Consider the following 19,053-nt stretch of genomic DNA (forward strand, 5'->3'; position numbering starts at 1 on the left):
ACAAGGCAACCTAGGGTAAGTACCAATGGTCGCCGCTCCGCCAGCGGGGAAAATCAGCCAATGTTCATCAAAACCCCGTCCACCCAGCCCAAACAAACCTGGCTCTGGCTCGCCCCCTACGTGGCCATCGGCATTTTTGCCATGGCCATGCTGATCGTTACCGCGCTGCTCCAGTGGCGCGAACAGGACACCGCCCGCTCCGCTCTCGAAGGCGACATGCACTGGGCCGAGCGCACCATCGAGAACCGCCTGCACACGCACCAGGATTTCCTGGCCGAACTCGGCCGCGAGCAGGAATTCAAGCAACTGACCTACGAGTCCTTCCAGGTCAAGGCCTCGCGCTATGTCCGCGACAATCCGGAAATCTCGGCCATCGTCTGGGTCGACACAGACGGCAAGGTCGAATGGGTCTCACCCAACGAATCGAACGTCACCTTTGTCGGCGAACAACTGACCGATATCCGACTGGCTGCGCTGCAGGAGGCGCTGCGCATCCGCCGTGCCTTGTTCTCGCCCGACTATGCCGACCCGACGCAACGCCGCGCCCACGACCTGATCCTGCCGGTGCAGCGCGGCAGCAGCGACCTCGGCGCCTTTATCGCGCTGCAGTCGCTGGAAACCCTGCTGCGGGCGACCCTGCCAGCAGTCTTCACGGCCCGTTACAGCCTGAGCGTAATCGATGCACAGAACCGCGAAGTGTTCGCCAACTCCTCGGTCAAACCGACCGACCGCCAGATCTCCGGCACCATCAGCCTCGACCTGCCGAACAACAAGCTCGGCCTGAACATCGTCGCCTATCGCGGCGGCGGTGCCTGGCTGCCGTTCGTGCCGGCCATGCTGATCGTCACACTGACCCTGATCGCCACCGGCACGCTGGTCCAGTTGCGCCGCCATGCCCAGCACCGGGCCGAGACCGAGGAAAAGCTGCGCGATGCCTACGCCTTCCGCCAGGCGATGGCGCAATCGATGGTCACCGGCCTGCGCGCCATCGATCCCTCTGGCCGCATCACCTTCGTCAATGCCGCCTTTTGCCGGATGACCGGTTTCGACGAATCGGAACTGCTCGGCGTCGCCCCGCCCTACCCGTACTGGCCGCCGGAAGAGTTCACCAAACTGCAGCACAACATCGATAGCGCACTGGTCGGCCAGGCCCCGGCCAGCGGCTTCGAGATGCGCATCATGCGCAAGAGCGGCGAGCGCTTCGATGTCCGCCTCTATTTCTCGCCGCTGATCGATACCAACGGCCAGCAGATCGGCTGGATGGCCTCGATGAACGACATCACCGAACCGAAACGCATCCGCGTCGAACTGGAACGGGCGCACGAGCGTTTCGTCACGGTCATCGACGGCCTCGACACCGCCGTGCACGTCGCCGATGTCCAGACCGGCGAAATCCTGTTCGCCAACCGCGCCTTCCAGAACATCTTCGGCTTCGACACCGTCGGTCGCGATTCGGCGATGGTCACCGCCGCCTGCCGACCGGCCCAGGAAGCCTACTTCTGCGACCCGACCGAACTCTCGGCGGAAGAGTTGCCCTGCGAAATCTTCGACGGCGAAATCCAGCACGCCCTGTCCGGCCATTGGTACCACCTGCACGAGCGTGCCATCCGCTGGGTGGACGGCCGCACCGTGCGCGTCCAGATTGCTGCCGACATCACCGACCGCAAGCACATCGACGAAGTGAATCAGCAGCAGCAAAAGCGCCTCGAGCAAACCTCGCGGCTGATCACCATGGGCGAAATGGCCTCCTCGCTGGCCCACGAACTGAACCAGCCGCTGTCGGCGATCGCCAACTACTGCGCCGGCTGCATCAAGCGCATGCAGGCCGGCAACTACCGCTTCGAAGACCTGCTAGCCGCCATGCAGAAAGCGGCCGACCAGGCCGAGCGGGCCGGCAAGATCATCCGCCGCATGCGCGACATGGTGAAGAAGAGCGACCCCAAGCGCGAACCGATTTCGCTGGCCGAACTGGTCGACGAAGCACGGGCGTTTGCCGATATCGAGGCGCAGCGCACCGGCACCCAGATCGTTGTCGAACTGCCTGAAAACTTGCCTCGAATCGTTGTCGACCGCATCATGATCGAACAGGTGCTGCTCAACCTGGTGAAAAACGGGATCGAGGCGATGAACAGCGTGCCTTTCGACCGTCGGCGCCTGTTCATCCAGGCCCGGCAGACCGACGAACGGATGCTTGAAGTCGCCGTCGCCGATCAGGGTCACGGCCTGGCCGAAGAGGACGTCGAACGCATTTTCGCGCCCTTCTACACGACCAAGCCGGAAGGCATGGGGATCGGCCTGGCCATCTGCCGTTCGATCATCGAATTTCACCAGGGCCGGCTGTGGGTCGAGCCCCGGCGCGAGGGCGGTACCGTGTTCCGTTTCACCGTACCGATAGAGGAAGAAGATGAGTGAGGTGACGCCAAGCATTTACGTCGTCGATGACGACGAGGCCATGCGCGACTCGATGAGCTGGCTGCTCGAAGGCGAAGGCTACCGGGTGACCTGTTTCGATTCGGCCGAGAGCTTTCTCCGTGCCCGCCGCGACGAGATGCGCGGCTGTATCGTGCTCGATGTCCGGATGCCGGAAATGAGCGGTCTCGAACTGCACGAAAAACTGGATAGCCTCGGCTCGCAGTTACCGATCATTTTCGTTACCGGCCATGGCGACGTACCGATGGCTGTGGCAGCCCTGCAACGCGGCGCCTGCGACTTCATCGAAAAGCCCTTCCACAACCAGGACCTGCTCGACCGCATCCAGCGCGCCCTCGAACTGGACAGCGAAATCGCCCAGCGTCGCCAGCGCGACAACGCGATTTCCAACCGTCTAGGACAACTGACCCAGCGCGAACACGAGGTCATGCAACTGGTCGTCGCCGGCAAGCTGAACAAACAGATCGCCGACGAACTCGAAATCAGCATGAAAACCGTCGAGGCCCACCGCGCCCGGGTCATGGAAAAGATGGGCGTCCGCACCCTGGCCGAACTCGTCAAGGCCGTCATGACTTTGAGGTAAACCGCATGCACCCCGGATACCTTGCGGCGCTCGCCGCCGCCCTGCTCCTCACCGCCTGTGCCGGCACGCCGCAGCGCCAGGGCGATGGCGTCGACGTCGGCGAAGCCTCCTCCCTGCGTACCCTGATCCCGGCCGCGGAACTGGAAAAGGCGGCCTCGCTGCAATACGGCCAGCTCAAACGCGCCGCCGCCGACAAGGATCTGCTGGCCCCGGACAACCATCCTCAGGTCATTCGCCTGCGTGGCATCGCCAAGCGCATCCTGCCCAATGCCGCACGCTTCAATCCCGAGGCCAGGAACTGGCAATGGGAAGTGAACCTGATCATTTCCAAGCAGCTGAACGCCTTCTGCATGCCGGGCGGCAAGATCGCCTTCTATAGCGGCATCATCGACAATCTGACATTGAGCGACGACGAGATCGCCATCGTCATGGGCCATGAAATCGCCCATGCCCTGCGCGAACACGCCCGCGAACAGATGGCCAAGAACAAGCTGACGCAGACCGGTGCCGCCATCCTCGGCGCCCTGGTCGGCGGTGGCGAACTGTTCCGCCTCGGCGGCAACCTGATGACCCTGAAGTTCTCGCGCGACGATGAAAGCGAAGCCGATCTAGTCGGTCTCGACCTCGCGGCACGCGCCGGTTACGACCCGCGTGCCGGGATCACCCTGTGGCAAAAAATGGATGCCGCCGGCAACGGGGCACCGCCGGCCTGGCTGTCGACCCACCCGGGAGGCGAGGCGCGCATCGCCGAAATCGAACGCAACCTGCCGGCGGTGATGCCGCTTTACGAAGCGGCGCGCAAGCAGCGCTGAAACAAATGCAAGGCCTTAAAGCGGAATGATGTCGTCGCCGCCGGAGCCGAAATTTCCGGCGTAGTGAGTTTGCTGGCGCACCTCCTTGCGACGCAACAGCTTCTCCTGGACCTTGGCCGGCAAATCGGTAAAGAGAATCAGATCCTTGCTGATCAGCAACTCGATGGTGTCTTCGATGACGCGCACGAAATCGCGGTCGAGCTGACTGAGTTCGTTCTGCCTCCAGCGTTCGTGAATGAACTGCAGCACTTCCGGATTATCAGCCGGCAAGGCTTCCTGGGCATTACCCAGCGGCATCGGATGCAATTCGCGGATACAACCTGCACTATCTCTGGCCACGTAAAGCATATCGATTCCTCATCATTGTTTGTCATCAAGTCTGCATCAGGCAGGCCCGCTTGGCAATTGGACCAAAGTTCGAGGCAGGCGATAATGCGCCCTTTCGTGCCTTACCCGACCGGCGACCACCCATGAATTCCCCAGAAGCACAAAAGACAATCCAGAAAAAAGTGGTCATCGCCGCCTGTTTCGGCACCTTTCTCGAGTGGTACGACTTCCTGACCTTCGCCTCGCTGGCCACCTACTTCAGCATTCTTTTCTTCCCATCCGACGACCCGGTCGCCGCGCTGCTGGCCAGCCTTGGCACCTTCGGCGTCGGCATGATCGTCCGCCCGCTCGGCGCCGCGCTGTTCGGCTCACTCGGCGACCGCCACGGCCGGCGCACCATTTTCCTGGTCACTATCGTGCTGATGGGCGTGTCGACCGTCCTGGTTGGCCTGCTGCCGACTTACGAGCAGGTCGGCCTGCTTGCCCCGGCCCTGCTGCTCATACTGCGCATGCTGCAAGGCTTGTCGGTCGGCGGCGAAATCGGCGGCGCCGCCGTCTATCTGACCGAACACGCCCCCGAGGGCAAACGCGGCCTCTATACCAGCGTGCTGCAATTGATGGGGCCGCTCGGCATGATGGCCTCGACGCTGCAGATCGTGACCCTGCAATACCTGCTCAGCGATGCGGATTTCAAGGCCTGGGGCTGGCGCATCCCCTTCCTGCTCTCGGCCCTGCTGCTCGCCATTTCGATCCGGAGCCGGATGAACCTGCACGAATCACCGGTCTTCAGCCATCTGCGCCAGAAAAACGCGCTGGCCAAGGCGCCGCTACGCGACTGCTTCCGCGACCGCCACACGCTGGGCCGCATGGCCCTGTTGTTCTTCTGTGTTTCGGCCGGCGGCTCCCTGCTCTTCTTCTCGGCCCAGGTCTATACCAGCGTCTTTCTGAAAACCGTGGTCATGCTGCCGGCCGCCCAGGCTGGTGGCCTGGTCATGATTTCCACGCTGGCGCTGTTCCCGGCGACGCTATTCTGCGGCTGGCTGTCAGACCGGATCGGCCGTCGACCGGTCCTGCTCGCCGGCCTGATCAGCGGCACTGTCGCCATCTTTCCGGTCTTCCAGGGCTTGCTCCACTACGGCACGCTGCCGACGCCCGACCTGATGATGATCACGCTGCTCCTCCTGATCCTGGTCATCCCGCTAGCCTGTATCACCGGCCCGCAAACGGCAACCTTGCCCGAGCTGTTTCCGGCCCGCACCCGCTACACTGCCGTCGCCCTGCCGCATAACCTCTCGGCCGGCTGGATCGGCGGCATGTCGCCATTGATGGTCACCTGGCTCGGCGTACATTATGGCAGCCCGCTGGCCGGCCTGTGGTATCCGACCGGCCTGCTCATCGTGGCCAGCCTGGTCGGCGTCTTTTTCCTGCCGGAAGTACGTAACCGGCCGCTCGATCAGTAGTTCTTGACGGCGCCCTTGGGCGGCATTTTCGGCGTCCCGAAATAGGTCGCCGCCGGCGCCTTGTAGCCGACCGCCTTGCCCTTGTTGTCGTAGATAATCTGGGCCGACTGCTGTTCGGGTTTCTTGCGGCTGGCCGAGATTTCCAGCGTCGCCGCCCGGGCCGGCACCGGTGCCTGGCGGTCCAGTTCACTGCGCACGATGCGGACCCGCTCCGCGGCGATGCGCTTGTCGATTGCTTCGGTGGACATGCCGCGCTCGGTCAATTTCTCGCGCATGCCGAGCAGGTTCTCCAGTTCCTTCGAACTGCGCATCGAACGCTTCGGCTCGCCCCATTTTTCCTTGGGTTGGCTGACCGCAATATTGAATTCTTCCGGGTTGCTGACCATCCGGGCGATATTCAAATGGTTGTAGCGCATCGCCCATTCCAGGGCGCCATCGCCCCAGTCGTTGCGCGGCGTCCGGTCGGCGCCCTTTTCGATCAGTTTGCGGGCAAGGTCTTCCCGCCCCTCGTAGATTGCCATCATTAGCACGCTGGAGCCGTTGGTGCTGCGCGCGTCGATATCGGCCCCCTGTTCGATCAGGTAATCCGTCACCTGGGCATGGCCGGCAAAGACCGCGTAATGCAGGGCCGACCATTGCCGTTCCGGCGCATTGATCCGCGCCCCGCGCTCGAGCAGCCACTTGACCGCTTCCTGATTGCCACGCCAGGCGGCCAGCGCAATCGCCGTCTCGCCGTTGGCATTGAGCCGGTTGATATCGGCACCACGTGAAATGAACAGGCGCATCAGCTCGAGGTTACCTTCCCAGGCACCGATCATCAGGCCGGAACCAATCCGGCTGCCCATGAAGTCGACCGGCAGGCCGGCATCGAGCCAGGCTTCGGCCTGTCGGAGATCGCCCAGCTCCATGTTGTTGGCGAAGGTGACCGGCGTCGGCAGACTGACGGCCGGTTCAGCCATGACCGGTAAAAACAGGCTCATCCCGATTATCATTGCGGCCAGTTTCTTACTGACCGACCGCTTCATTGCTGGTTTCATCAACGCTCTCATCCCTCAGGCCAGCCTGCATTTTCTCATGACCCGGACCAATTACCGGCTACTGCTGGCTCTGGCAGTCTCCTTGCTGTTGCATTTGCTGCCTTTTATCGAGGCACTGCTCGCCCTGCCGGCGCCCCCCCCTCAAGCACCGCCCTTGCAGGCCACTCTGCGCGCGCCACCGGCCATGCCGGCACAGGTGCCACTGAGCTTGCCGGAACCCAGTGCCGCTGCGCCCAAAACCCTACCACCGCCGCAAAGCCCCAAAAATAATACAAAAGTTATAAAATCGTGGGCACAGGAAATTCAGCGGCAATTTCTCAAGCAGCAGAAACAGGGAATTTTCTACCCCGCCGAAGCCATCGCCAAAGGCCTTGAAGGCGATGTTTTGGTCTTGATCGTTCTCAACCCAGATGGCCAGGTCGTTGGGGCGCGCGTCGAGGAAAGCAGCGGCTCCCGCCTGCTCGACGACGGGGCGTTGCAAGCGGCGCGGGCGCTACGCGCCCTGCCGGCCGACACGCCGCGCGAAACGCTGTTGCCGATTCGTTTCCGGCTGAAATAATTTTCTGGCAGCGACAGACGTCTGCTAGTTTTTACATTTTTTACCGGTGTATGATCGGTAAAGAATATTAACAATCGCTGAACCGCCCGCTAGAGGCCGTCGTTTTTTTGAGGGGAAATTGCCATGAATAGTCTGAGTTCGCTACGCGTTTCGACACGCATGCAGTTGCTGGTTGGGCTGACCCTGATCGGCCTGCTCGCGCTCTGCCTGACCTCCTTGTTCCAGCTCAAGTCGACCATGCTGGACGACCGCAAACAGAAAACCCGCAATCTGGTCGAAGTGGGCGTCGGCATTCTTGCCCACCACCAAAAATTGGTCACCGAGGGCAAGCTCTCGGACGAAGATGCCAAGAAAGCCGCCCGCGACAGCCTGCGCGGCCTGCGTTACGACAAGGACGACTACTATTTCGCCTTCGACACGACGGGTACCTATGTCGTGCACGGCGGCAACCCGGCGGCAGAAGGGCAAAACAAGATCGACCTGAAAGACACCAACGGCAAGCTGATCATCAAGGAACTGATCAGCGCCGGCCAGAGCGGTGGCGGCTTTGTCGATTATTGGTTCCCACGCGCCGGACAACAGACGCCGGAACCGAAACTTTCCTACGCCGCACCGTTTGCCCCCTGGGGCTGGGTGCTCGGCACCGGCATCTATATCGACGATATCGATCGCCAATACAAGGAAGGCACCCTGCTGCTCGGCGGCATCTCGTTCGTCCTGCTCGCCCTGCTCAGCCTGGTTGGCTGGCAGGTCAGTTCCAGCATCCTGCGTCAATTGGGCGGCGAACCGAAGACGGCAACGGAAATCATGCAACGCGTCGCCGATGGCGACCTGACGGCCAAACTGGACAACGCCCCGGCCGGCAGCCTGCTGCACGCGCTGGGTGGCATGGTTTCCTCGCTGCGGCAGCTGGTCAGCGTCATCCATACCGATGCCAATACGCTGGTCAACAATGCCGAGCATATCGCCCGCGCCTCGGATGAAGTGGCCAAGGCGGCCGAACATCAGGCTGACTCGACGTCGGCGATGGCAGCCGCAATCGAGCAACTGACCGTCAGCTCGAACCACATTTCCGACAGCGCCCGGGAAACGGCCCGCGAGACCACCGATGCAGTCCAACTGGCCGGCCAGGGTAGCAGCCGGGTCAACCAGGCTTCGCAGGCCATCCAGAAGATTTCCGACACGGTATCCGACGCCTCCGGCCGTATTCGCGCGCTGGAAGAACGGGCCAAGCAGGTTTCCTCGATTGCCAACGTGATCAAGGACATTGCCGGGCAGACCAATTTGCTGGCCCTGAACGCCGCCATCGAGGCCGCCCGTGCCGGTGAACAGGGTCGCGGTTTTGCCGTGGTTGCCGATGAGGTGCGCAAGCTGGCCGAACGTACCTCCTCGGCGACACTGGAAATCGAGCAGATGATCAGCGGCATCCAGAACGACACGGTCGGTGCCGTCGAGGCGATGAGCGCCGCCCTGCCCGAAGTTCAGGAAGGCGTCGAACTGGCCAACTCGGCCTCCGAGTCACTGCAGGCCATCGAGGACGGGGCTCGCCGGACGCTCGAACGGGTTGGCGAAGTAGCCGACGCAACGCTGGAACAAAGCTCGGCCAGCACGTCGATTGCCCAGCGCGTCGAGCAGATTGCCAACATGGTCGAGGAAACCACCGAAACCATCCGCGGCACGGCGGCAACCGCGCATGAGCTGGAAAATATTGCCAACAACCTGAAACAGCAGATCGGAAAATTCAGAATCTCGGGCTGACCGATTCAGTCAAAGCACACTCCGGGGCGGCCTCAAACCGCCCCGTTTTCTTTCAGGGCAGCAATTTGCGCCGGCGAATAGCCCAACGCCGACAAGACCTCCTCGGTATGCGCCCCCAGTTCGGGGCCGAGCCATTCGGTACTGCCCGGCGTCGCCGACAGCTTGGGCACGATGCCGGGAATGCGGAACGACCGCCCATCGGGCAGCTTTGCCGTCTCCAGCATTTGCCGAGCAATGAATTGGGGGTCGGAAAACATGTCGACCGCCGCATAGACGCGTGACGATGGCACTTCTGCCGCGGCCAGGATGGCCAGCACCTCGGCCTCATCGCGCGCGCCGCACCAGGTGTCGATCAGGGCATAAATCTCGTCGCGACGGGCATCGCGCCCAGCGTTGTCGGCCAGGCCGGGATCATCGGCCAGATCGCGGCGCTCCATGGCGTGCATCAGGCGCTTGAAGATGGCGTCGCCATTGGCACCGATGGTGACGTGCTTGCCATCGCGCGTCGTATGGGTATTGGACGGGGTAATGCCCGGCATGATGTTGCCGGTCCGCTCGCGAACGAAGCCGAAGACATCGAATTCCGGCACCAGCGATTCCATCATCGCGAAGACCGCTTCGTAGAGCGCAACATCGACCACCTGCCCGGCCCCACCATTGACTTCCTTGTGGCGCAGGGCCATCAGCGCACCGATGGCGCCCCACAGCGCGGCAATCGAATCACCGATGGAAATGCCGGTACGGACCGGCGGCCGATCCGGAAAGCCGGTGATGTAGCGCAAACCGCCCATCGACTCGCCGACCGCGCCAAAGCCTGGCTGATCCTTGTACGGCCCGGTCTGCCCAAAGCCGGAAAGACGGACCATGACCAGGCCGGGATTGGCTTCCTTCAATACCTCCCAGCCCAGGCCGAGTTTTTCCAGCACGCCGGGGCGGAAATTCTCGACCAGGATATCGGCCTCGGCGATCAGCTTGCGGACGAACTCGCGGCCTTCCGGGTGCTTTAGGTTGGCGGTCACCGACTTCTTGTTGCGCGCCTGGACGTACCACCACAACGAGGTGCCTTCGTACAGCTTGCGCCATTTACGCAGCGGATCGCCGCCATCGGGCGCCTCGACCTTGATCACCTCGGCCCCGAATTCCGCCATGATGCGGGTGCAGAACGGACCGGCGATCAGCGTCCCCAGTTCCACCACTTTCAGGCCGGCCAGCGGCTTTTGTATTTCGCTCATCTCAGGGTTCCCAGTGTTCAACCGGCATTTTTTGCCCCCACAGGCGGTCGACCGTAGCAATCACCCGGGCCGGGGCGCCGCTGGTCGCAATGCGCAAATGGCCATGGCCGCCGCCGAGCAGATTCTGCACCCCCAGCAAACGTTCGAGTTGGCGGGCCACCGGCTCGCCGGTATCGAGCAGGCTGACGCCGGCCGGCATCCGGGCCGCAATCGCCTCGGCCACCCACGGGTAATGCGTGCAACCGAGCACCACGACATCGGCCCCGGCTGCTGCCAGTGGCGCGACAAAACCATCGAGCAGGGCCAGGACCTGCGCACTGTGCGGCCCCTGCTCCTCGATCGTCTCGGCCAAGCCCGGGCAGGCCTGTGCGACGACACGCAGATGATTGGCGTGATTGCCGACCAGGCGCTGGAAACGTTCGCTCTGCAAGGTCCGGGTCGTCGCCAGGACGCCGATCACACCGCTCCGGGTCAGGCTGGCGGCCGGCTTGACGCCGGGCTCCAGGGCGACGATGGGCAAGCTGCTGGCCGCCCGGATAGCCTCTGCCGCCGCTGCCGTCGCCGTGTTGCAGGCGATGACCAGCGCCTTGGCGCCGCGCCGGGCGAGTGCCTCGGCGATCAGGACGCCGCGCTCCTTGAGGAAAGTCTCCGGGCGGTCGCCGTAGGGCAAAAAGCGGGTATCGGCAAAATAGAAGAAATCTTCCTGCGGCAGACGGTCCCGCAGGGCGCGCAACACAGTCAGGCCGCCGAGGCCGGAGTCGAAAACGGCAATGGGTTGGTTGTTCAATGGCATGCCCGGAAAAGAAGAAGCCCCCTGGCGGGGGCTTTATTCAACCACAATCGCGCCCGAATTACATGCGGGCGATCATCGCGTCGCCAAAGGCCGAGCAGGACAACTCTTCGGCCCCATCCATCAGGCGGGCGAAGTCATAGGTCACCTGTTTGTCGCCAATGGCCGCCTCCATGGCCTTGATGACCAGATTGGCCGCTTCGATCCAGCCGAGATGGCGCAGCATCATTTCGGCGGAAAGGATCAGCGAGCCCGGATTGACCTTGTCCAGCCCGGCATACTTCGGCGCCGTGCCGTGCGTCGCCTCGAAACAGGCATAGTTATCGGAGATGTTGGCGCCCGGCGCGATACCGATGCCGCCCACCTGAGCGGCCAGCGCGTCGGAAATGTAGTCGCCGTTCAGGTTGGTGGTGACAATGGTGTCGTACTCGGCCGGTCGCAACAGGATCTGCTGCAGGAAGGCATCAGCAATGGAGTCCTTGACGGTGACTTCGCGGCCGGTGTTCGGGTTGGTGAAATGACACCACGGGCCACCGTCGATCAACTGGGCACCGAACTCTTCCTGAGCGACCTTGTAGGCGATGTCGCGGAACAGCCCTTCGGTGAACTTCATGATGTTGCCCTTGTGCACGATAGTCAGCGACTTGCGGTCGTTGGCGATGACGTACTTGAGCGCGGCACGGACCAGGCGGGTCGTACCTTCGATGGAGATCGGCTTGATGCCGATGCCGGAAGTCAGCGGAAAACGGATCTTGTTGACACCCATTTCCTGCTGCAGAAACGCGATGACTTTCTTCGCACCTTCGGATTCGGCCGCCCATTCGATACCGGCATAGATGTCTTCGGTGTTCTCGCGGAAGATGACCATGTTGGTCAGTTCCGGATGCTTCAGCGGCGACGGCACGCCCTTGAAGTACTGCACCGGACGGACGCACTGGTAAAGATCGAGTTCCTGGCGCAGGGCGACATTCAGCGAGCGGATACCGCCGCCGACCGGGGTCGTCATCGGCCCCTTGATGGAGACCGAGTATTCCTTCAGCGCATCGAAGGTTTCCTTCGGGAACCACTCGTCCGGGCCGTAGAGGCGGGTGGATTTCTCACCGGCATAGACCTCCATCCAGTGGATCTTCTTTTTGCCGCCGTAGGCCTTGTCGACCGCAGCATCGATCACCTTGATCATGACCGGGGTGATGTCGATGCCAATACCGTCGCCTTCGATGAACGGAATGATCGGATTGTCCGGAATCGCCTGGCCCGGAACGATTTTCTGACCACCTGGCGGAACCTTGATGTGAGATGCCATAGTCACTCCTAGCGTTGTTATTGGGTTGCCTCGAGCGGTCGCGAACTCTCGGGAAGCCGCCTCTCCTCCAACGGGCAACCAGCGCCAATTATGGAACAAAATCAGCGCTGATGTCAGCGCTCCAAAAGCAGCCGCCGCCCAGCAACATCCTGGCCATCCACCGGATCAGGTGCACGAAAGCGCTTCGACAGCAAGGCGGATGGCGTTTCCACCCAGCGGTGGAATGCCCAGGCACTCGCCAGGCTAAGCAGAAATGCAAACAGCAACCCGAGCACGGCGGCCTCTGGCGAGTTCCATTCCATGCGCGCCCATAGCGCGCCAACCAGCACCAGAACAGGGAAATGGACCAAAAACAGGCTGAACGATATCTTGCCAAGTGCCGCAATCAGCCGGCTGCGCGGCCAGCGTTGGCCCAAGCCGGAACGTTCGGCAACAAACAGCATCATCCCGAACAGCATCGCGATAACCAGCCGCCAGCGCCATTCGTAAAGGATGGCCAGGACCATCAAGCCCAGAAAGGCAACAAACTCGATCGGCGAACGGCGTACCAGTGCCTTATGTACAAGGACGCCCATGAAAAAATAGGGGAAGAAATACATCGCCCAGCATTCTCCGCCCGGATCAAGATTGAAGTGGAACAGCGAGTAGATCGAACTGCCCCAGCCGAGCAGCGTAAAGATGCCTTCCTTCCCTCGGCCGAAACGCTGCTGCAGGACCATCCCGAAGGCGTAACCAAACCCAAGCTGGAAGTTGATGCAAACAAACCACAAGCCGGCCGACAGGGCCTCGTAGCCCAGAATATCCTGCAGAAAAAACAGATGGGCCAGGAATTGGGCCAGCGAGACCGGCTGCCCCAGCACGTCATCAGGCACCCAGCCGCGGGCGAATTCGTAAATAGGCAGGATGGCTACGACAATCGCCAGGTAAGGCAGCCCCAGGCGGCAATAACGCTGGATCGCAAAACGTCCTAGCTGATTAACGCTCCAGACCCGGGTACCGATTGTCTGGGCAGCGACAAAGCCGCTGACCACAAAGAACACTTGTGTTGCACGGGCATATTGAGCCAGCCAAGCCAGGAAACCACCCAAAAGCGGTGCCGCCCAGTCGGTCAACGGGGCATAAAGGGCAAAGTGATGCCAGACGATGGTCAGTGCCGCAAAGGCGCGCAATGCCAGAATAAATGAAGGCCGAACAGCAGAAGCCATGACAGGGAAGCCAGCGAACAAAACCCGCCATTTTCGCATATCCACCCCGCCATTGCGGCGTCGATCGGCTTATCGGGCCACTCACCATAAAAAAAGGAGGTCCGAAGACCTCCTCAGACTGCTGACGAACCCCCGATTTTTCGGGGGTTTTGTTTTTCTGTTTGGAAATCAGGCTGATTTCCGGATTCAAGACGAAACGAGGCGGATTGTGAAGTTTGCCTGGAGAAACCCGACCTGCCAGCGATAGCGGGCGGATTGGGCGGAAAACTGGGTTCGGGCAAGGATTTTGAGCAGTAAGGCGGCGGCCTTCCTGGCCAGCAACAGGGCCATCTTCTTCATGTTCTGACAGGCAGCCGAGAGCAGGCACTGCGCCTGCACCTTGGCCAGCCCCCGGAAACGGGCGTAACGGTGGCCGTGCAACTCCTTGGCATCGGCAAAGCTGCGCTCCACGGTTTCCTTGCGTCGGGCGTACAGCCGTTTGCCCAGGTCGGTCAGGCGATTGGCGTTGATCGCGCTTCCTTGCACGCTTCCCAGAGATGCCGGGTGACGAGCTTCTGGTGACTCCTGCTCTGCGTACATTGCGCTCGTTGGGCACAATCGGCGCAATGTTTGGGATTTGAGGCATATTCCCGATAGCCCAGCCGGTTGGTCGTCCGGTACGGCAGGACTTCACCGGTCGGGCAGCGGTAGCAATCCTGTACCGCATCGTAGAGATAGTCCCGCTTGTAGAAATAGCCATCGCGGTGGCTCGGTCGCTTGTAGCCCATCACCCCGAACAGTTCCCGGTCAAGGATGCCCTTGCAGACTTGGGGAGTGAAATACCCGGCATCCAGACCGACGGCACCCACAGCCAACTCAAAGCGTTCCTTGGCCCGATCCAGGCGGGCAAGGTACGGTTGGCTGTCGTGGACATTGCCCGGCGTGACATGGGTATCGACGATCAGGGCATGCACGCCATCGACGGTGCGGTGATCCAGATAGAAGAAGCCGGTCGGCTTGTTGTCGCGGGCCATGAAGCCTGCGTCGGGATCGACCGTACTGACCTTAATTTCCTTGGTCGGCGGGGCCGAGTCATCGTCATCGCGCTTGAGCGGCTTCTTGCCGGCAGCGACCCGATCAGCCTCGATCGCCGCATCGAGTTCGGCCAGGTAGGCCGCCGGGGTTTGTTCAAGCTGATGGATTTCAAAGTGCCGTTTGTTGGCGTTGGCCTTCAGGTGGGTGCTGTCGGTGTAGAGCACACGCCCACCAATCAGCTTGTGCTCGATGGCTTGCTCGACAATACCGTCGAAGATGCGTTGCTCGATGTCCGTGCCGACAAACCGGCGACGACGGTTCTGCGACAGCGTTGAGGCATCCGGGACCTTGTCCGTCAGGCGAAAGCCGAGAAACCAGCGGTAGGCAACATTGACTTCGATTTCCTTGACCAGTCGCCGCTCGGAGCGAATCCCGAACAGATAGCCGATGAATAGCATTTTGAACAACACCACCGGATCAACGGCCGGTCGGCCATTGTTCTCGCAGTAAAGGTGCTGGGTCGCTTCGCGGATGAAATCAAACCGGATGTGCTGGTCGAGCAGTCGGAGCAAGTGGTCTTTCGGGACCAGTTGCTCCAACGTCACCATCTCCAGTTCCGTCTGGGCAGGGGAGGCAGGCTTGAGCATGCCAACATTATAAAAAAACAAAGCCCCCAAACGATTGGAGGCTTTGTCAGCAATCTGAGGGGGCTGAAAATCAGCCCCCTTTTCTCTCGAACACCTTTGCCTTATTCGTCTTCGTCGTGCAACTGGAACTTGCTGGCCAGTTGCTGCTGGATGGTTGGCGGCACTGCGGCGTAACGGGCGAACTCGATGGTATAGCTGCCCTGGCCGCCGGTCAGTGACTTCAGGCGGGACTGGTAGTCGTTCAGTTCGGCGAGCGGCACTTCGCCACTGATCGCCGCCATGCCGTGGCCACGGCCATCGGTCCCGGTGATGTGGCCGCGGCGGCCGGACAGATCGCCGCTCAGATCGCCGATCGCCGTTTCCGGGACGACGATCTCGATATTGACGATCGGCTCCAGCACGATCGGCCGGGCCGCGCGGATCGCCTCGATGACCGCCTTGCGGCCGGCCGTCACGAAGGCGACTTCCTTGCCATCGACGGCATGGGTCTTGCCGTCGAAAACCGTCACTTTCAGGTCGTCGACCGCATAACCGGCAACCACGCCGCCTTCCAGCCCCTGCCGGATGCCCTTCTCGACCGCCGCCATGAAGACACCGGGAATGACGCCGCCCTTGACGGCATCGACGAACTCGAAGCCCTCGCCGCGCTCCTTCGGCTCGATGCGCAGATGCACTTCGCCAAACTGGCCGGCACCGCCGCTCTGTTTCTTGTGGCGATGCATGCCCTCGGCCGGGCCGGTAATCGTTTCGCGGTAGGGAATGCGCGGCGGCTTGGTATCGACTTCCAGCTTGTACTGGCTGGCCATCTTTTCCAGCTTGGCCTTCAGATGGATTTCGCCGAGGCCGCGGATCACCGTTTCATTGCTGCTCGGATGGCGCTCGACGACGAAAGTCGGATCTTCCATCGCCAGCTTGCCGAGAATATCGAACAGCCGCTGCTCGTCGCCCTTCTTGCGGGTTTCGACGGCCAGACCGGCCATCGGCTGCGGAAATTCGAGCGGTACCAGGTGGATATGATCTTCGTCGTGCGAGTCGTGCAGCACACAGTCAAAGTCGATTTCATCGACCTTGGCGATGGCGCCGATATCACCCGGCAGCAGTTCGTCGACCTCGACGCTGTCCTTGCCCTGCAACTGGTAGAGATGGGCGACCTTGAACGGCCGCTTGCCGTCGCCGACGAACAGTTGCATGTCCTTTTTCAGCGTCCCCTGATGAACGCGGAAGATGCCGATCTTACCCATATAGGGGTCGGCCACCACCTTGAAGACGTGGGCCAGCACATGCTGGTCGGCCACCGGCTCGGCCTGGAAGGCGGTAGTTTCGCCGCCCGGTTCGCCCTTGTAGAAAGACGGCGGGTTGCCTTCGGCCGGGTTGGGTGCCAGCGAGGCCAGCACATGCAGCAGTTCCTTGATGCCGGCGCCGGTCTTGGCCGAGACGAACAGGATGGGTATCAAATTGCCGGCGCGCAGCGCCTTTTCGAACGGCGCATGCAGATCGGCGACACTCGGATCGGCACCGTCTTCGAGATATTGCGCCAGCAGGTCTTCGTCTTCCTCGACGATCTGGTCGATCAGGGCGCGATGGGCGGCGGCGACCGACTCGAAGTCAGCATCGCCAGAGGCCTGCTCAAGCACTTGGACAACTTCCGCCGCGCCATGGGCCGGTAGGTCGAGCAGCATGCACTGTTTGCCAAAGCGCTCGCGGATATCGGCGACCAGACTCGGCAAATCGAGGTTGTCGGCATCGATCTTGTTGATGACGATCATCCGGCAAAGCTTGCGCTCGGCGGCGTGGCGCATCATGCGCTCGGTCATCAGTTCGACGCCGGTCTGCGCGTTGACGACAACCAGTGCGGTATCGACCCCGGCCAGTGCGGCGATCGACGGGCCGGCGAAATCCGGGTAGCCCGGGGTGTCGATCAGGTGAATATGGGTGTTTTCGTAGCCAAAATTGACGATGGCCGAGTTCAGGGAGTGGCCGGCTTCCTTTTCCTGGCTATCGAAATCGCAAACGGTGCTGCCTTTTTCGACACTGCCTTTGGCCGTAATGACGCCAGTCGCGAACAACAGGGCTTCGGCCAGAGTCGTCTTGCCTGCGGCGCCGTGACCAACCAGCGCGATGGAACGAAGAGTTTCGGTGCTGTACTTGGACATCTTGTTCTCCCTGAACTTATTGGGTTTACCGCTAAATCATATTACGCCTGCCGCCATGCGGTTGACGATGTACGGACCGCCTTTGTAGAGGATCAGAATGGCGAGCAGGATCAACGCCAGACCGACGAACAGCTGCTTGCCCGGGCGCGAGAAATCCTTCCAGTGCCGCCAGGCAAACCAGAGCGGACCGACCACCGGCAGCAGCAGGGTCGGCAGCCAGTTGCGCCAGCCGAAAGTAAAGGAAGCCGGCAAGGTGCCGACGTAACCGACCAGCAGCAGCGAACCGCCGACCGCGACCAGGATGGCGATCAGAAAGACGAAGGCGGTGAATCCGGCATCCATTATTTCTTGACCTTCTGCGGCCGTTCCCAGCCGGTCAAGGTGATCTGCTTGGCACGCGACACGGTCAAGGCGTCGGGCGGGGCATTTTTGGTCAGCGTCGTCCCGGCCCCCAGCGTAGCCCCGCGACCGACGGTGACCGGCGCCACCAACTGGGTATCGGAGCCGATGAAGACATCGTCCTCGATGATGGTCTTGAACTTGTTGGCGCCGTCGTAGTTGCAGGTGATGGTGCCGGCCCCGACATTGACGCGCTGGCCGATCTCGGCATCGCCAATGTAGGCCAGGTGATTGGCCTTGGACTGGGCGCCGATGGTGCTCTTCTTGACCTCGACGAAGTTGCCAATATGTACTTCCGGACCGAGCTCGGTCCCCGGACGCAGCCGGGCGTAGGGGCCGAGCACGCCATCCGGGCCGATCACCGCATCCTCGAAATGGCAGAAGGCGGCGATCCGCGTACCGGCGCCGACCTTGACGTTCTTCAGCACGCAATACGGACCGACCTCGACCGCATCAGCCAGTTCGACCTTGCCTTCGAAAACGCAGCCGACGTCGATGGCAACGTCCCGGCCGTAGGTCAATTCGCCACGGATATCGATGCGCGCTGGATCAGCCAGCCGGACACCGGCGACCAGCAACTGGTCGGCGATGTTGCGCTGGTGCTGGCGCTCCAGTTCGGCCAGTTGGACTTTGCTGTTGACGCCGAGCACTTCCCATTCGCCTTCCGGCTGCGCGGTGCGCACCGGCAGGCCTTCGGCGACGGCGAGAGCGACGATGTCGGTCAGGTAATACTCGCCCTGGGCGTTGTCATTCTTCAGCTTGCCCAGCCACTCGGCGAGGCGAGCGGTCGGGATCGCCATGATGCCGGTATTGACTTCGCGGATACCCTTTTGCTCGGCCGTCGCATCCTTTTCCTCGACGATGCACTGCACGCTGCCAGCGGCATCGCGCACGATGCGGCCGTAGCCGGACGGATTGGCGAGATCGACAGTGAGGATGGACAGGCCATCCTTGCCGGCTTGGAGCAGGCGCTTCAGGGTCGCCGCCGTGGTCAGCGGCACATCGCCGTAGAGGACCAGGGTCTGTGCCGCCGCCCCCAGTTCGGGCAGTGCCTGAGCGACGGCGTGGCCGGTGCCCAGTTGCTGCGCCTGCTCGGCCCAGGCGACATCGGCGGCGGCCAGCGTGGCGCGGACGGTGTCACCGCCATGGCCGTAGACAACAATCAGCTTTTCCGGCGCCAGCGTGCGCGCGGTATCGATGACGTGCTGGGCCAGCGCCTTGCCGGCAACCGGATGCAGCACCTTTGGCAGATTGGAATGCATGCGCTTGCCTTGGCCAGCAGCGAGAATGACGATATTCATGGTTTCTGGGTTTCAGTCTGGGGCCGGCCCGGGGCCGGCCGGG

Annotated in this window: 16 protein-coding genes; 6 read left to right on the plus strand and 10 right to left on the minus strand. The window is 61.9% G+C overall.

Going from position 1 to position 19,053, the window contains the following annotated elements; translation table 11 throughout:
• Positions 1 to 60 precede the first annotated feature (60 nt).
• Genes AT959_RS04050 through AT959_RS04060 form a run of 3 tightly spaced genes read left to right on the plus strand, consistent with a single transcriptional unit; the run spans position 61 to position 3,825 of the window.
• A complete protein-coding gene (locus AT959_RS04050; RefSeq protein ID WP_066880856.1) occupies positions 61 to 2,412 on the plus strand; it encodes a PAS domain S-box protein in 2,352 nt (783 codons plus the stop codon).
• Positions 2,413 to 2,452: 40 nt separating this feature from the next.
• Complete coding sequence (locus tag AT959_RS04055) at positions 2,453 to 3,013, plus strand: response regulator transcription factor (RefSeq protein WP_420806640.1); 561 nt, start codon at positions 2,453 to 2,455, stop codon at positions 3,011 to 3,013.
• Between the two features lie 5 nt (positions 3,014 to 3,018).
• Complete coding sequence (locus tag AT959_RS04060) at positions 3,019 to 3,825, plus strand: M48 family metallopeptidase (RefSeq protein WP_066880860.1); 807 nt, start codon at positions 3,019 to 3,021, stop codon at positions 3,823 to 3,825.
• Positions 3,826 to 3,840: 15 nt separating this feature from the next.
• Here the strand turns inward: AT959_RS04060 and AT959_RS04065 are convergent, their stop codons facing one another.
• Positions 3,841 to 4,173, minus strand: a complete 333-nt coding sequence (locus AT959_RS04065) for a hypothetical protein (RefSeq protein ID WP_153131360.1) — start codon at positions 4,171 to 4,173, stop codon at positions 3,841 to 3,843.
• A gap of 122 nt (positions 4,174 to 4,295) precedes the next feature.
• Here AT959_RS04065 and AT959_RS04070 point away from each other — a divergent pair, with 122 nt between their 5' ends.
• Positions 4,296 to 5,612 (plus strand): MFS transporter, encoded by a 1,317-nt coding sequence (locus AT959_RS04070; protein ID WP_066880864.1) that lies wholly within the window; start codon positions 4,296 to 4,298, stop codon positions 5,610 to 5,612.
• On the opposite strand, the gene AT959_RS04075 is transcribed toward AT959_RS04070, so the two are convergent.
• Complete coding sequence (locus tag AT959_RS04075) at positions 5,606 to 6,592, minus strand: ankyrin repeat domain-containing protein (RefSeq protein WP_157651204.1); 987 nt, start codon at positions 6,590 to 6,592, stop codon at positions 5,606 to 5,608. The genes AT959_RS04070 and AT959_RS04075 overlap by 7 nt on opposite strands.
• Here AT959_RS04075 and AT959_RS04080 point away from each other — a divergent pair.
• Together AT959_RS04080 and AT959_RS04085 are read left to right on the plus strand one after the other, a co-directional pair.
• On the plus strand, positions 6,570 to 7,208 hold the full coding sequence (locus AT959_RS04080) for an energy transducer TonB (protein ID WP_157651205.1): 639 nt from the start codon (positions 6,570 to 6,572) through the stop codon (positions 7,206 to 7,208). The genes AT959_RS04075 and AT959_RS04080 overlap by 23 nt on opposite strands.
• 123 nt (positions 7,209 to 7,331) lie before the next feature.
• On the plus strand, positions 7,332 to 8,966 hold the full coding sequence (locus AT959_RS04085) for a methyl-accepting chemotaxis protein (protein WP_066880870.1): 1,635 nt from the start codon (positions 7,332 to 7,334) through the stop codon (positions 8,964 to 8,966).
• A gap of 32 nt (positions 8,967 to 8,998) precedes the next feature.
• On the opposite strand, the gene AT959_RS04090 is transcribed toward AT959_RS04085, so the two are convergent.
• The 8 genes from AT959_RS04090 to glmU form a co-directional block, all read right to left on the minus strand.
• A complete protein-coding gene (locus AT959_RS04090) occupies positions 8,999 to 10,198 on the minus strand; it encodes a CaiB/BaiF CoA transferase family protein (RefSeq protein WP_066880872.1) in 1,200 nt (399 codons plus the stop codon).
• A gap of 1 nt (position 10,199) precedes the next feature.
• The gene (murI, locus tag AT959_RS04095) at positions 10,200 to 10,991 is read right to left on the minus strand and encodes a glutamate racemase (RefSeq protein ID WP_066880874.1); all 792 of its coding nucleotides are present in this window, start codon (positions 10,989 to 10,991) and stop codon (positions 10,200 to 10,202) included.
• A 58-nt stretch (positions 10,992 to 11,049) separates the two neighbouring features.
• Positions 11,050 to 12,291, minus strand: coding sequence for an NADP-dependent isocitrate dehydrogenase (gene icd, locus AT959_RS04100; RefSeq protein WP_066880876.1), 1,242 nt, complete (start codon positions 12,289 to 12,291; stop codon positions 11,050 to 11,052).
• Between the two features lie 113 nt (positions 12,292 to 12,404).
• On the minus strand, positions 12,405 to 13,496 hold the full coding sequence (locus AT959_RS04105) for an acyltransferase family protein (protein WP_066880879.1): 1,092 nt from the start codon (positions 13,494 to 13,496) through the stop codon (positions 12,405 to 12,407).
• A gap of 186 nt (positions 13,497 to 13,682) precedes the next feature.
• Positions 13,683 to 15,157 (minus strand): IS1182 family transposase gene (locus AT959_RS04115; protein ID WP_240481704.1). Its coding sequence is split into 2 segments (ribosomal slippage): positions 13,683 to 14,009 and positions 14,012 to 15,157, totalling 1,473 coding nucleotides; the frame shifts between segments, so codons are not numbered across the junction.
• Between the two features lie 101 nt (positions 15,158 to 15,258).
• A complete protein-coding gene (gene fusA, locus AT959_RS04120) occupies positions 15,259 to 17,310 on the minus strand; it encodes an elongation factor G (protein ID WP_066880886.1) in 2,052 nt (683 codons plus the stop codon).
• A gap of 36 nt (positions 17,311 to 17,346) precedes the next feature.
• Positions 17,347 to 17,652, minus strand: coding sequence for a hypothetical protein (locus AT959_RS04125; RefSeq protein WP_066880888.1), 306 nt, complete (start codon positions 17,650 to 17,652; stop codon positions 17,347 to 17,349).
• Positions 17,652 to 19,010 (minus strand): bifunctional UDP-N-acetylglucosamine diphosphorylase/glucosamine-1-phosphate N-acetyltransferase GlmU, encoded by a 1,359-nt coding sequence (glmU, locus tag AT959_RS04130; protein WP_066880890.1) that lies wholly within the window; start codon positions 19,008 to 19,010, stop codon positions 17,652 to 17,654. Before glmU ends, AT959_RS04125 begins: the two co-directional genes overlap by 1 nt.
• Positions 19,011 to 19,053: the final 43 nt, after the last annotated feature.

Source organism: Dechloromonas denitrificans, from assembly GCF_001551835.1.
GTDB lineage: Bacteria > Pseudomonadota > Gammaproteobacteria > Burkholderiales > Rhodocyclaceae > Azonexus > Azonexus denitrificans.